13 protein-coding genes are annotated in these 13,011 nt (G+C 66.9%); 12 read left to right on the top strand and 1 reads right to left on the bottom strand.

The features are described from left to right. The first annotated feature begins 175 nt into the window (after positions 1-175). The 12 genes from Q8P46_08740 to Q8P46_08685 all read left to right on the top strand — a co-directional run bounded on the left by Q8P46_08740 (position 176) and on the right by Q8P46_08685 (position 12,486). Positions 176-469: a septum formation initiator family protein gene (locus Q8P46_08740; GenBank protein MDP2620250.1), complete on the top strand. Its 294-nt coding sequence runs from the start codon at positions 176-178 to the stop codon at positions 467-469. 205 nt (positions 470-674) lie between these two features. Further along, positions 675-1,775 (top strand): pyruvate dehydrogenase (acetyl-transferring) E1 component subunit alpha, encoded by a 1,101-nt coding sequence (gene pdhA / locus Q8P46_08735; GenBank protein MDP2620249.1) that lies wholly within the window; start codon positions 675-677, stop codon positions 1,773-1,775. Between the two features lie 213 nt (positions 1,776-1,988). Then, the gene (locus Q8P46_08730; protein MDP2620248.1) at positions 1,989-3,380 is read left to right on the top strand and encodes a pyruvate dehydrogenase complex E1 component subunit beta; all 1,392 of its coding nucleotides are present in this window, start codon (positions 1,989-1,991) and stop codon (positions 3,378-3,380) included. A gap of 10 nt (positions 3,381-3,390) precedes the next feature. After that, the gene (locus Q8P46_08725) at positions 3,391-4,740 is read left to right on the top strand and encodes a pyruvate dehydrogenase complex dihydrolipoamide acetyltransferase (GenBank protein ID MDP2620247.1); all 1,350 of its coding nucleotides are present in this window, start codon (positions 3,391-3,393) and stop codon (positions 4,738-4,740) included. Between the two features lie 227 nt (positions 4,741-4,967). Further along, complete coding sequence (gene lpdA, locus Q8P46_08720; GenBank protein MDP2620246.1) at positions 4,968-6,365, top strand: dihydrolipoyl dehydrogenase; 1,398 nt, start codon at positions 4,968-4,970, stop codon at positions 6,363-6,365. 47 nt (positions 6,366-6,412) lie between these two features. After that, positions 6,413-6,667: a GlsB/YeaQ/YmgE family stress response membrane protein gene (locus Q8P46_08715; GenBank protein MDP2620245.1), complete on the top strand. Its 255-nt coding sequence runs from the start codon at positions 6,413-6,415 to the stop codon at positions 6,665-6,667. A gap of 21 nt (positions 6,668-6,688) precedes the next feature. Then, entirely contained in the window at positions 6,689-7,867 is a 1,179-nt protein-coding gene (locus Q8P46_08710) for a polymer-forming cytoskeletal protein (GenBank protein MDP2620244.1), read from the top strand. Positions 7,868-8,144: 277 nt separating this feature from the next. Beyond that, positions 8,145-8,423, top strand: coding sequence for a hypothetical protein (locus tag Q8P46_08705; GenBank protein ID MDP2620243.1), 279 nt, complete (start codon positions 8,145-8,147; stop codon positions 8,421-8,423). Positions 8,424-8,548: 125 nt separating this feature from the next. Continuing rightward, complete coding sequence (lipA, locus tag Q8P46_08700) at positions 8,549-9,511, top strand: lipoyl synthase (protein MDP2620242.1); 963 nt, start codon at positions 8,549-8,551, stop codon at positions 9,509-9,511. Positions 9,512-9,530: 19 nt separating this feature from the next. After that, the gene (locus tag Q8P46_08695; protein ID MDP2620241.1) at positions 9,531-10,007 is read left to right on the top strand and encodes a type II toxin-antitoxin system RatA family toxin; all 477 of its coding nucleotides are present in this window, start codon (positions 9,531-9,533) and stop codon (positions 10,005-10,007) included. Positions 10,008-10,060: 53 nt separating this feature from the next. Beyond that, complete coding sequence (locus Q8P46_08690) at positions 10,061-12,220, top strand: fused MFS/spermidine synthase (GenBank protein MDP2620240.1); 2,160 nt, start codon at positions 10,061-10,063, stop codon at positions 12,218-12,220. A 35-nt stretch (positions 12,221-12,255) separates the two neighbouring features. After that, positions 12,256-12,486, top strand: a complete 231-nt coding sequence (locus tag Q8P46_08685; GenBank protein MDP2620239.1) for a hypothetical protein — start codon at positions 12,256-12,258, stop codon at positions 12,484-12,486. On the opposite strand, the gene Q8P46_08680 is transcribed toward Q8P46_08685, so the two are convergent. Beyond that, entirely contained in the window at positions 12,483-13,007 is a 525-nt protein-coding gene (locus Q8P46_08680) for a CinA family protein (protein MDP2620238.1), read from the bottom strand. The two genes, Q8P46_08685 and Q8P46_08680, sit on opposite strands and share 4 nt — an antisense overlap. Positions 13,008-13,011: the final 4 nt, after the last annotated feature.

Here is a 13,011-nt window from a genome sequence, read left to right as displayed (position 1 = left end):
ACCGAAGGCCGGGTTCTTTTGCGCCGTGGCGGTGTTGCGGCTGTTGGCCGATGCACCGCATCGCCCGGCGAGCCGCGCCTGGCCACGGCGCAAAATCATCCCGGTCAAATGGTTCCCTATAACCATGAACCGCTCTAGGCGGGCAGGGCGCATGGCGCGGGCGAGATCACTCTCGATGCAGTTGAAGCGGGTCGCCGTTCCGGTCGCCTGCGCAATCCTTGCGCTTTATTTCGCCTATCACGCGGTCGTCGGCGACAATGGGATTCTCGCCTGGCGCGACCAGCAGCGCGAAGAGGTCAGGCTGCAGAAGGAGCTTGCCGGCGCCCGCGCCCGGCGCCTGGCGCTCGAACACCGCGTGACGCTGATGCGGCCTGAAAGTCTCGATCCCGACATGCTCGACGAACGCGCCCGCGAGAACCTCAATCTGGCGCATCCGAACGACATCACCATCTTCCGCAATGCCCGCTAGAATGGTTCCCGGTCAAATGGTTCCATATGACCGGGAACCACTCCAGGGCATGATCGGGGTACTGGACGCGGCGGTGCAGGCTCACCATCTTGACACTCATAGGAATTTCGCCGGACGGTGGCGGTTTCGCTCGAAACATTTTGTCGCCGTGCCCGATATGGGCTATGGGCTAACAAAAAGAGTACGGCGTTCTAGGTCGAGGAACATGGCGACGGCTGCAAAATCCGCAAAATCGGAAAAGACGACCGCGAAGGCTGCAAGAGTCGCGAAGGCTGAGAAGGCTGCAAAGGCCGAAAAGCCTGAAAAGCCCGCGACGCCGACGCCGGGCAATGGCAAGGCGCCCGCGTTCAGCCGCGATGAGGAGCTTGCCGCCTTCCGCGGCATGCTGTTGATCCGCCGCTTCGAGGAGCGCGCCGGCCAGCTTTACGGCATGGGGCTCATCGGCGGCTTCTGCCACCTCTATATCGGCCAGGAGGGCGTGGTCGTAGGCATGCAGATGGCGATCGAGGAGGGCGATCAGGTCATCACCTCCTATCGCGATCACGGCCACATGCTGGCCTGCGGCATGGACCCGAAGGGCGTCATGGCCGAGCTGATGGGCCGCGGCGCCGGCTATTCCAAGGGCAAGGGCGGTTCGATGCACATGTTTTCGGCCGCGAAGAATTTCTTCGGTGGCCACGGCATCGTCGGCGCCCAGGTGCCGATCGGCACCGGCATCGCGTTCGCCAACCGCTACCGCGGCAACGACCGCGTGTGCCTGACCTATTTTGGCGAGGGTGCCGTGAACCAGGGCCAGGTCTACGAGGCCTTCAACATGGCCGCCCTGTGGCGCCTGCCGGTGGTCTACGTGATCGAGAACAACCGCTACGCCATGGGCACGTCGGTGAGCCGTTCCGCCGCCAAGTCCGAAGAGCTCTACAATCGCGGCTCGGTCTTCGGCATTCCCGGCGAGCAGGTCGACGGCATGGATGTGCGTGCCGTCAAGGCGGCGGGCGAGGCGGCGGTCGCCGAGTGCCGCGCCGGCAAGGGGCCGATCATCCTCGAAGTGCTGACCTACCGCTATCGCGGCCATTCCATGTCGGACCCGGCCAAGTACCGCACCAAGGAAGAGGTCCAAAAGGTGCGCGACGAGCGCGACCCGATCGAGCAGGTGCGCCGGCGGCTGATCGAGACGGGCGGCGCCGGCGAGGACGACCTGAAGGAGATCGACAAGGAGATCCGCGCCCGGGTCAGCGAGGCGGCCGAGTTCGCCCAGGGCGCGCCGGAGCCCGATCCGGCGGACCTGTGGACGGGCGTGTGGCGGTAGAAGGCGGAAAGCGCAGCGCCATGCCCACTGAAATCCTCATGCCCACCCCGTCGCCCACCACCCCTATCTCGTCATTGCCGGGCTTGACCCGGCAATCCATGCCGTGGCGCCTCACCCCCACCCCGCGTCGCGTAAGGCTCGTGCTTTGCACTCGCCAACGCTTCGCATACCTCCCCCATCAAGGGGGTGGGGGCTATGTATTGGGGCCCCGCCATGCCCACTGAAATCCTCATGCCCGCGCTGTCGCCGACCATGGAGGAGGGCACCCTTGCCAAATGGCTGGTCAAGGAGGGCGACAAGATTTCCGCCGGCGACGTGATCGCCGAGATCGAGACCGACAAGGCGACCATGGAGGTCGAGGCGGTCGACGAGGGCCAGCTCGGCAAGATTCTCATCCCCGAGGGCACCGAGGCGGTGAAGGTCAATACGCCGATTGCCGTCATTCTCGCCGACGGCGAGGACGCCAATGGGCTGGACGCGGCCGCCGCGCCGCCGCCTGAGATGGCGCTTGAGATGGTGGCCGAGCCGCCGCCTGCGGCCGCAAAGCCGCCGCGGCCGGCGCCCGCCGCTCCGCCCGCCGCGCCCGCGCCGGTGACCGAGGCCGAGGTGCCGGAAGGCACCGAGATGGTCGAAATGACCGTGCGCGAGGCGCTGCGCGACGCCATTGCCGAGGAGATGCGCCGCGATCCCGACGTCTTCCTGATCGGCGAGGAGGTCGCCCAGTATCAGGGCGCCTACAAGATTTCCCAGGGCCTGCTCGAGGAGTTCGGGGAGGAGCGGGTCGTCGACACGCCGATCACCGAGCAAGGCTTTGCCGGCCTCGGCGTCGGCGCCGCCTTTGCCGGGCTCAAGCCCATCGTCGAGTTCATGACCTTCAATTTCGCCATGCAGGCGATGGACCAGCTCGTCAATTCCGCCTCCAAGACGCTCTACATGTCCGGCGGCCAGATGGGCGCGCAGATCGTCTTTCGCGGCCCCAACGGCGCGGCCGCCCGGGTCGCCGCCCAGCACAGCCAGGATTACGCCGCCTGGTTCAGCCACGTTCCGGGCCTCAAGGTGGTCCAGCCCTATACCGCCGCCGACGCCAAGGGGCTGCTGAAGTCGGCGATCCGCGACCCCAACCCAGTGATTTTCCTCGAAAACGAAATGCTTTACGGCCATTCCTTCAAGGTGCCGAAGCTCGACGACTGGCTGGTGCCGATCGGCAAGGCGCGGATCGCGCGCGAAGGGGCCGACGCGACCCTGGTCTCCTGGGGCATCGGCATGACCTACGCGCTCAAGGCCGCCGAGGCACTTTCAGCCGAGGGCATCGAGGCCGAGGTCGTCGATCTCAGGACCCTGCGGCCGATGGACACCGAGACCGTCCTCTCCTCGGTAAGGAAGACCGGCCGCGTCGTCATCGTCGAGGAGGGCTGGTCGCAGAATTCGGTCTCCGCCGAGGTCGCGACGCGGGTGATGGAGGGCGCCTTCGACTTTCTCGACGCGCCGCCCGCCCGCGTCACCGGCAAGGACGTGCCGATGCCCTACGCCGCCAACCTCGAAAAGCTCGCCTTGCCGTCGGTGGAGGAGGTCGTCGCGGCGGTCAAGGCCGTCTGCTACGCATAAGGAAGCGGCGATGACCATCGAGATCCTGATGCCGGCGCTGTCCCCCACCATGGAGAAGGGGAACCTCGCCAAGTGGCTGGTCAAGGAGGGCGACAAGGTTGCGACCGGCGACGTCATCGCCGAGATCGAGACCGACAAGGCGACGATGGAGGTCGAGGCGGTCGACGAGGGCACCGTCGGCAAGATCGTGGTCGCGGAGGGCACCGAGGACGTGCCGGTCAACCAGCCGATCGCGCTTCTGCTCGAGGAAGGCGAGGAGGCGAGCGCGCTCAAGTCCGCCCCGGCGCTGAAAAAGCTTGAGAAATCTGCTCCCGCGGCAGCCCCGAAACCGACAAAAGCCGAAAAGCAGGCAATGCCTGAGCCCGCCGTTTCCTCACCCGCGCCTTCTGCCGCGCCTGCACCCGCGGCGCCCGGGAAGGGGAACGGGGCAGGGCGCATCTTCGCTTCGCCCTTGGCCAAGCGCCTGGCGGGGGAGCGCGGCATCGACCTTGCCGCCCTTGCCGGCTCCGGCCCGCGCGGGCGCATCGTCAAGCGCGATGTCGAGGAGGCCGTCCCCGGCGCGGCGCGCCCCGCGGCCGAGGCCCGGGCGCCGGCCCCTGCGCCGTCGCCTGCGCCGCCCATCACCGAAGCGGAGATCGCCGCGCTCTACGCGCCGGGCACCTATGAGGCGCTGCCCCATGACGGCATGCGCAAGACCATCGCCCGCAGGCTCGTCCAATCGAAGCGCGACATCCCGCACTATTATCTCAACGCCGACTGCCAGCTCGACGCGCTGATCAAGCTGCGCAGGGAGCTCAACGCCCAGGCCCCCAAGGGCGCCGACGCCAACCCGGAATACCGCCTTTCGGTCAACGACTTCCTGATCAAGGCGCTGGCACTCGCCTTGCAGAAGGTGCCGATGGCCAACGCCACCTGGACCGAGAACGCGCGCCTCATCCACAAGCACTCCGATGTCGGCGTTGCCGTCGCCCTGCCGGACGGCCTGATCACCCCGGTCATCCGCAACGCCGAGCTGAAGACGATTTCGGCGATTTCCGCCGAGATGAAGGACCTCGCCCTCCGCGCCCGCTCGAAGAAGCTGAAGCCTGAGGAATATCAAGGCGGCACCACAACGCTCTCCAATCTCGGCATGTATGGGGTGGATGGCTTTACCGCCGTTATCAACCCGCCGCACGCGACCATCCTCGCCGTCGGCGCCGGAGCCGAGCGGCCGGTGGTCAGGTCCGGCCGCATCGCCATCGCCACGGTGATGACGGCGACGCTCTCTTGCGACCACCGGGTCGTCGACGGCGCGCTCGGCGCCGACCTACTGCGCGCCTTCAAGTCCTATGTCGAAAAGCCGATGTCCATGCTGGTGTAGCCGGCTATCGAAATACGGCGATTGCAACTGCCAAAAAGCACCGCTCCCCGGTGGGGCACTACCTTCCTCAACTCCGTCATTACCCGAACATCAAGCCGGGGCATGACGATAATGGGCGTGCATCGTCGCTTGTCCGGGACGACGGGGGTGGTTCCGGCCAGTCTCCGGATGACGGCGGGCAGCCCGCGCGCTATTGATGCTGCGGTTCGAACGTGGGGAGAAATACAATGGCGGACACGAGCTTCGACGTTCTGATCATCGGCGGCGGCCCTGGCGGCTATGTGGCGGCGATCAGGGCGGCCCAGCTCGGCCTCAAGACGGCGGTTGTCGAGAAGGCCGATCTCGGCGGCATCTGCCTCAATTGGGGTTGCATTCCGACCAAGGCGCTGCTGCGCTCCTCGGAGCTGTTCCACACCATGGAGAACGCCGGCTCTTACGGCCTGTCGGCCAAGGGCGTCGGCTTCGACCTCGCCAAGGTCGTGGAGCGCTCGCGCGCCGTCTCCAGCCGCCTCACCCGCGGCGTCGGCCACCTCATGAAGAAGAACAAGGTCACCGTCATCGACGGCGAGGGAAAGCTTGCCGGCCCCGGCAAGGTCGCGGTGACGGGCAAGGGCAAGGGCGATTACGCGGCCAGGCACATCATCCTTGCCACCGGCGCCAGGCCCCGCGTGCTCCCCGGCCTGGAGCCCGACAAGAAGCTGATCTGGACCTATTTCGAGGCCATGGTGCCGGAAAAGATGCCGAAATCGCTGGTCATCGTCGGCTCCGGCGCCATCGGCATCGAGTTTGCCTCCTTCTACCGCGCCTTCGGCGTCGAGGTGACGGTCGTCGAGATGCTGCCGCAGATCCTTCCCGTGGAGGACGAGGAGATCGCCGGCCTCGCCCGCAAGCAGTTCGAGAAGCAGGGCATCAGGATCATTACCTCGGCGACGGTGAAATCGGTCGACAAGGTCAAGAACGGCCTGACAGCGACCGTCGAGGAAGCCAAGGGCAAGACGCAGCAGATCGCCGCGGAACGGATGATCTCCGCCGTCGGAGTTGTCGGCAATGTGGAGGATATCGGCCTGGAGGCCCTCGGCGTGAAGACGGCCAACGGCGTCGTCGTCGCCGACGGCTTCGGCCGCACCAACGTAGCCGGCGTCTACGCCATCGGCGACGTCGCCGGCCCGCCGCTTCTCGCCCACAAGGCCTCGCATGAGGGCGTCGTCTGCGTCGAGAAGATCGCGGGGCTCGCCGACGTTCACCCGGTCGACAAGCTGAAGATTCCCGGCTGCACCTATTGCCGGCCGCAGATCGCCTCGGTCGGCCTCACCGAGAAGCGCGCCAGGGAGCAAGGCCATCAGGTCAAGGTCGGCCGTTTCCCGTTTCTCGCCAACGGCAAGGCGATCGCGCTCGGCGAGGACCAGGGCCTGGTCAAGACCATATTCGATGCGGCGACGGGCCAGCTTCTCGGCGCCCATATGGTCGGCGCCGAGGTCACCGAGCTGATCCAGGGCTTTGTCGTCGCCATGAACCTGGAGACCACCGAGCAGGAGCTGATGCACGCCATCTTCCCGCACCCGACCCTGTCGGAGATGATGCATGAGAGCGTGCTCGACGCCTATGGCCGCGTCATCCATATGTAGACGGGCCCATATAGACGGGGCTTCACGAACCGCGAAGGGAGAAGGACATGGGGACGGTCGGAATCATCGGAATGCTCGTAATCGGCCTGATTGCCGGCTATATCGCCGAGAAGGTGACGGCGAGCGACCACGGCCTCATCACCAATCTCGTCGTTGGGGTCATCGGCGCCTTCGTCGGCGGCTTTCTCGCCAACACTCTGGGGCTGCAGATCGCCCCGGGCTTTTGGGGTACGCTCATCGTCGCCACCGTCGGCGCCATCATCTTCCTCTATCTGTGGAAGGCCATTCGCGGCCGCCTTTGATCGGCCGGCTGGACCTGGAACATGATCGGGCCACTTGATATCCGCGCCGGTGCCCGGGCGCTCGCCCTGATCGCCGGGCTGGCGGTTCTTTTCGATGCCGGCGCGGCGGCGGCGCAGGAATCCATCGTCCGGCTTGGCGCCCGCCTCAACGTCGCCGCCGACGGCCAGGAGGACGTGTGGGCGCTCGGCGGCCAGGTCAGCGCCCTTGGCGCGGCCGGGCGGGACGTGTGGATCGTCGGCGGCGATGTCGAGGTCGACATGGACGTCGCGGAGGATCTGGTGGCCGTCGGCGGCCGGGTCGTCTTGCGCGGCTCGGTCGGCCAGGACGCCTGGATCGTCGGCGCCGCGGTCGATGTCGCCGGCGCCGTGGCTCAGGACCTGCACGCGGTCGGCGCGACCGTCTCCATCTCTGACGAAGCGAGGATGGGCGACGGCTCGCGCATCATCGGCGCTCTTGTCGAATTCCGCGGCGGCGCCAGCGGCGCCCTGGCGATCGCCGCCGACGAGGTCACCTTTTCCGGCACCGCGACCGGCCCGGTGACCCTCACCGGCCGCATCGTCAGGATCGCCGACGGCGCCCGCATCGACGGCGACGTGACGGTGCGCATGATCGGTAGCCCCGAGGTCGCGCCGGGGGCGAAAATCGGAGGCCGGCTGACCGTCAGCCTGCCCGAGCCGCCTGGGGCGCCGGGGCGCGACTGGGGCCTGCGCGGCACCGTCTCGTTCGTTTTCGCGGTCAGCGCCTTCGTCGTCGCCGCGGCGGCGATGTTCCTCGCCCCCGTGGTCATGGCGACGGCAACCGGCGCGCTCGTCAGCCGGCCGGGCCTGGCGCTGGCGAACGGCCTTGTCGCCGCCATCGGCGGGCCGGTCGTCGCCGTCGTGCTGATCGTCATCGTCGTCGCCGCGCCGCTCGGCCTGTTCCTGTCCATGGGCTTCCCCTTGCTCGCCCTTCTCGGCCACGGCATCGTCGGCGCCGCGATCGGCAACAAGCTCCTGCCGGCCGCGGCGGGCCAATCGGGCGCCCTGCGCCGGCTCGCCAGTCTCCTGATCGGAGTCGTCCTCGTTTCCGCCGTCGGGCTTCTGCCCCTGATCGGCTTCCCCATCGTGCTTCTGCTCCTGATCCTCGGCGTCGGCGCGGCCCTGCTGGCGCTCGCCGAGCATCTGTTCGGGTTTACGCCGCGGGGCGTTCAGGGGGCTTAGCGCGCCGGCAACAACGACGGAGGAGGGAGGGCACGGCTTCGATCAACCCTCAGTCGCCGTCACCCGGTCTAACCGGGTGACCCAGTATCCGCCGAGCCCGATCATTGACGCCGGGAATTACTGGATCCCGGCTTTTCGCTTCGCCGCAGCCGGGATGACAACAAAAGGCGGGGAGCGCCGCAGGCGCGACCGGAACCAAAAAACCAGGCGAGAAGGGGAGGAAGCCGACGAGAGGACGACCGGAAGGAACTGAAACGACGCAACCAAAGGAGTTTTCATGCCCCGTAAATCGCAAGCCGATTCCAGGCCGCATTCGGATCCCGGCGAGTTGAACGAAGAGCGGCGCTTTGACGCGTGGCGCCGCTTTGCCACCCAGGTCCTGCGGCTTCCGACGATCCGCGAAAAGCCGGCGTGCCGCCGCGCCCGTTTCCGCGCGCCCAGGGAGGTGCCGTGCATCCTGCGCTACACGCGGCGATATCAGCACAGGCTGCCCGTCATCCGTAAGGCGCTGCTGGCGGAGCTTGCCCGCCGGGAGGCGGAGCAGGCGCAAGCTTAGGCCCGGTCCCCGCGCGGCCGCGAATTCAGCGCGGGGCTCGGCCGAACGTCTATTTGGAATCGCGGAAAAAAGCGTTACATACCAACCGTTGGGCCGCACCGACGGCCCGCGGAAAGCTGGCTATCATGGTCACCGTGCTCGACACGACTGCAAAGCGCGCCGAGGCGCGCCCGCGCCATCCGGAAAAGGTCAACCGGCCGGAGACGCCGCTGTTGCGCAAACCGGCCTGGATCCGCGTCAGGGCGCCGGGCTCGGCGGTCTACCGCGAGACCGAGCGGGTCATGCGCGACAACGCGCTGGTGACGGTGTGCGAGGAGGCGAGCTGCCCGAATATCGGCGAATGCTGGTCGAAAAAGCACGCGACCTTCATGATCATGGGCGACACCTGCACCCGCGCCTGCGCCTTCTGCAATGTGCGCACCGGCCTTCCCGGCCCCCTCGACGAGGAGGAGCCGGCCAAGGTCGCCGAGGCGACCGCCCGGCTCGGCCTTGCCCATGTGGTGGTCACCTCGGTCGACCGCGACGATCTTGACGATGGCGGGGCGGCGCATTTTTCCGCCGTCATCGGCGCCATCAGGGCGCGCTGCCCGGAAACCACCATCGAGGTGCTGACCCCCGATTTCCTGCGCAAGGAAGGTGCCATCGAGGCCGTCGTTGAGGCGCGGCCCGACGTCTTCAACCACAATCTGGAGACGGTGCCCTCGCACTACCTGGCCGTCAGGCCCGGCGCGCGCTATTTCCACTCGATCCGCCTGCTGCAGAAGGTCAAGGATCTCGACCCGAAGATGTTCACCAAGTCCGGCATCATGGTCGGGCTCGGCGAGACGCGAAACGAGGTGCTCCAGGTGATGGACGATCTCAGAAGCGCCGAGGTCGATTTCCTGACCATGGGCCAGTATCTGCAGCCGACCCGGCGGCACCATCCGGTCGCGCGCTTCGTCACGCCGGAGGAATTCAAGGCCTATGAAACCATCGCCTACGCCAAGGGCTTTCTCATGGTGGCGGCGAGCCCGCTGACCCGCTCCTCGCACCATGCCGGCGAGAATTTCGCCAAGCTCAAGGCGGCACGCGCCAGCCGGCCTCGGTGAGGCGGCGGGCGGCGATCTCATGAAGAGCTTCGACACCGTCCGCAGGGTCGCGCATTCGGCCGACGACATGTTCGCGCTCGTCGCCGACGTCGAGCGCTATCCTGAATTCGTGCCGCTGTGCGCCGGAATGCGGGTCTCGAGGCGGCGGAAGATCGCCGGCGGCGAAGAGATGCTGTGCGCCATGACCGTCGCCTACAAGGCATTCCACGAGACCTTCACCACCCGCACCACGCTGTTGCCGGAGCGCAGCGAGATCCTGGTCCAGTATATCGACGGCCCGTTTCGCGACCTGAAGAACCGCTGGTCGTTCGAGCCGCTCGGCCCGAAGGCGTGCAAGGTGCGCTTCTTCATCGCCTATCAGTTCCACAGCCGCACCCTGCAGCTCGTCGCCGGCGCCGTGTTCGACCGCGCCTTCCGCAAATTCGTCGACGCCTTCGAGGCCCGCGCCGACCGCCTTTACGGCAAGAGGAAACGCTTGGAAGAAGTCAAATCTTAAGACCTTGTTGCTACCCCTTCCGGCGCTGTCGGTCGAACAAGTCAGGTTGGGATATGTCGATACAGGGGGAGCAAACTCGGGCGCTCGCCGGAGGCGCGCGTCCGGCGAAATATGTCGGAACGCTGCTGTTGTTCGGCGCGACCCTGTTTTTGAGCGCGCTTCTGCTGTTCTCGGTGCAGCCGCTGTTCGCCAAGATGGTCCTGCCGCGCCTTGGCGGCACGCCGGCGGTGTGGTCGGTCGCCATGGTGTTCTTCCAGGCCATGTTGCTGGCCGGCTACGCCTATGCGCACGCCCTGGTGCGGTTTGTCGGCCTGGCCCGTGGCCTTCTCGTCCACGTCGCGGTGCTGGCGGTCGCCGTCTTCTGGCTGCCGTTCCGGATCGCATCCGGCTTCAACCAGCCCCCGGAATCAGGCGTTGCCTTCTGGCTGCTGGCGCTGTTCTTCGTCTCGATCGGCGCGCCCTTCTTTGCCGTCTCGGCCAATGCGCCGCTGCTTCAGGCCTGGTTTTCCAGGACCCGACACCGCCACGCCCACGATCCCTATTTCCTCTATGGGGCGAGCAATCTCGGCAGCTTCTTCGCGCTGCTGTCCTATCCGGTTCTGTTCGAGCCCGCCTTCGGCGTTGGCGAGCAGTCGCAAATGTGGATCGCCGGCTATGTCGCGCTGTGCGCCGGCGTCGCCGTCTGCGGTCTGAATGCCCGCTCCCATGCGGACGGTTGGGCAGGGGAGCTGCAAAGGGGTGCTGCGGCGGACGCCGCCTCGCGGCCGGCGCCGACGGCTGCCTCCAGATTGAGATGGATCGCCCTGGCGTCCGTTCCCTCCGGTTTGCTGGTCGCGGTCACCGCGCACATCTCGACCAATGTCGCCGCGGCGCCATTCCTGTGGGTCGTGCCGCTGGCGCTCTATCTGTTGACCTTCGTCATCACCTTCCAGCGCCGGCCGATTCTGCCGCATCGGTGGATGCGCCTGTCGCTGCCGATCACGGTGATCGCCGTGCTTGCATTGCTGTATGGCCATATTCGGCTTGGCATCGTCGCCGAAACGGCCATCCATCTGACCGCTTTCTTCGTCGCCGCCATGGTCTGCCACGGAGAGCTCGTCGCCCGCCGGCCGGACGCCTCCCACCTGACCGAGTTCTACCTGTCGATGTCGATCGGCGGCGTCCTTGGCGGCGCGTTCACGACTCTGCTGTCGCCGCTCATCTTCACCACGGTCCTGGAATATCCGTTGCTGGTCGCCGCCGCCCTCTTGGCCCTGCCGGAAATGCGGGCCATGATCCGGCATCGGCCGCTGGTCTTGGTTCTCTTCGGGATGGTTGCCGCCTTGGCGCTGTGGACGGGTTCGATTCGCGTCCTTGAGCGCGACCGCAGCTTCTTCGGGGTCGTCACCGTTTCGCTCACCCCGGACAGGGCCTTTCGGACGCTGACCCACGGCACGATCCTGCATGGCGCCGAACGCAGCGCCGACGTGCTGACGGGCTCAGCCCGGCCCGAGCCTTTGACCTATTTCACCCCGCAAGGTCCGATTGCCACCGCCATCACCGGCCACCGCGAGCGGCTCGGCCGGCCGATGAGCGTCGGCATTGTTGGGCTTGGCGTCGGCAGCCTGGCCTGTTACGCGGCGGAAGGCGACAAATGGCACTTTTACGAGATCGACCCGGCGGTCATCCGCGTCGCCACCGATCCCCGCTATTTCACCTTCCTGTCCGCCTGCACGCCGGACGCGCCCATCATCGTCGGGGATGCCCGTCTCACGGTCATGCGCGAGCCGGACCGGAGCTTCGACGTGCTAGTTATGGATGCCTTTTCCTCCGACGCCGTCCCGGTTCATCTCATAACGCGTGAAGCGATCGCCGGCTATTTCACCAAGCTCGTTCCCGGCGGCATTGTCGTGTTGAACATCTCCAACCGTTACGTCGAGCTGCGCAGCGTCCTTGCCGCCATCGCCGATGAGGAGAACCTGGCGGGGGCGGCGCGGGTCGACCTGCGGGGCGCTGAGGAAACGAGGGCGATGCGCACCTCCTCCGAGGCCGTTGTGCTGGCCCGCTCGCCGGAGGACATATGGCAATTCCTGGATGCGGGCTGGGAGCCGCTCAAGACCGATCCCGCCAACCCCGTCCGGGCCTGGAGCGATGATTATTCCAACATCGTTGCCGCCATCATGCGGCACCGGGAGAGAAAGCCGCCCTCGCAAGGGAGCACCGACGGGCCCTAGAGCGGTTCATGGTTATAGGGAACCATTTGACCGGGATGATTTTGCGCCGGGGCCAGGCGCGGCTCGCCGGGCGATGTGGTGCATCGGCCGAGAGCCGCAACACCGCCACGGCGCAAAGGAACCCGGCCTTCGGTGGGCCGAATCGGCCCACCGGGTTCGTTGCGGCGCTCGCCCGATATCCCGTATCGCGCGTCGCGGCCCGCGCCTGCCCGGATGAACCGATTTGGACCATCGAATCGATCCCCTATAACCATGAACCGCTCTAGGGCCCCGTGAAGCAAGAAGCGGAGGCCGGCTGATCGCGGATCAGCGCCTCGATAAGCGCGAAGGCCTCGGCCACCGTCTTGAGGCGGACCTGCTCGCGGCCGATGTCCCCGAAGCGGCATTCCTTGTGGCGCGCGGCGCCGCCCTTGAGGGCTGCCGCGATATGGACGAGCCCGACCGGCTTCTCGGCGCTGCCGCCGCCAGGCCCGGCTATTCCCGTGACCGCGACGGCGACGTCGGCCGGCGCGCGCAACAGGGCGCCCTTGGCCATCAGGGCCGCGACCGCCTTGCTCACCGCGCCATAGCCGGCGATGACCGCCTCCGGCACGCCGACAAGAGCGTTCTTGGCGGAATTGGCATAGGTGATGAAGCCGCAATCGAAAACATCCGAGGCGCCGGGCACCTCGGTGAGGGCTGCCGCGATCAGGCCGCCGGTGCAGGATTCCGCGGTTGCAAGACGCAGCTTTCTTTGCCGCAGCAGCTCGACCAGGCGGGTTGCGGATTGCACCAGATCGGCCTCCATGACG

The sequence above is a fragment of the Hyphomicrobiales bacterium genome (assembly GCA_030688605.1).
Classification (GTDB): domain Bacteria; phylum Pseudomonadota; class Alphaproteobacteria; order Rhizobiales; family NORP267; genus JAUYJB01.
This window is presented reverse-complemented; position numbering and strand designations above follow the sequence as displayed.

Excerpts from the sequence above, each read along its gene's own strand:
- Q8P46_08725 (MDP2620247.1), top strand. The coding sequence starts at position 3,391 with ATGACCATCGAGATCCTGATGCCGGCGCTGTCCCCCACCATGGAGAAG.
- Q8P46_08740 (MDP2620250.1), top strand. The coding sequence starts at position 176 with ATGCAGTTGAAGCGGGTCGCCGTTCCGGTCGCCTGCGCAATCCTTGCG.
- pdhA (MDP2620249.1), top strand. The coding sequence starts at position 675 with ATGGCGACGGCTGCAAAATCCGCAAAATCGGAAAAGACGACCGCGAAG.
- Q8P46_08730 (MDP2620248.1), top strand. The coding sequence starts at position 1,989 with ATGCCCACTGAAATCCTCATGCCCGCGCTGTCGCCGACCATGGAGGAG.
- Q8P46_08685 (MDP2620239.1), top strand. The coding sequence starts at position 12,256 with ATGATTTTGCGCCGGGGCCAGGCGCGGCTCGCCGGGCGATGTGGTGCA.
- lipA (MDP2620242.1), top strand. The coding sequence starts at position 8,549 with ATGGTCACCGTGCTCGACACGACTGCAAAGCGCGCCGAGGCGCGCCCG.
- Q8P46_08680 (MDP2620238.1), bottom strand. The coding sequence starts at position 13,007 with ATGGAGGCCGATCTGGTGCAATCCGCAACCCGCCTGGTCGAGCTGCTG.
- Q8P46_08695 (MDP2620241.1), top strand. The coding sequence starts at position 9,531 with ATGAAGAGCTTCGACACCGTCCGCAGGGTCGCGCATTCGGCCGACGAC.
- lpdA (MDP2620246.1), top strand. The coding sequence starts at position 4,968 with ATGGCGGACACGAGCTTCGACGTTCTGATCATCGGCGGCGGCCCTGGC.
- Q8P46_08715 (MDP2620245.1), top strand. The coding sequence starts at position 6,413 with ATGGGGACGGTCGGAATCATCGGAATGCTCGTAATCGGCCTGATTGCC.
- Q8P46_08705 (MDP2620243.1), top strand. The coding sequence starts at position 8,145 with ATGCCCCGTAAATCGCAAGCCGATTCCAGGCCGCATTCGGATCCCGGC.
- Q8P46_08690 (MDP2620240.1), top strand. The coding sequence starts at position 10,061 with ATGTCGATACAGGGGGAGCAAACTCGGGCGCTCGCCGGAGGCGCGCGT.
- Q8P46_08710 (MDP2620244.1), top strand. The coding sequence starts at position 6,689 with ATGATCGGGCCACTTGATATCCGCGCCGGTGCCCGGGCGCTCGCCCTG.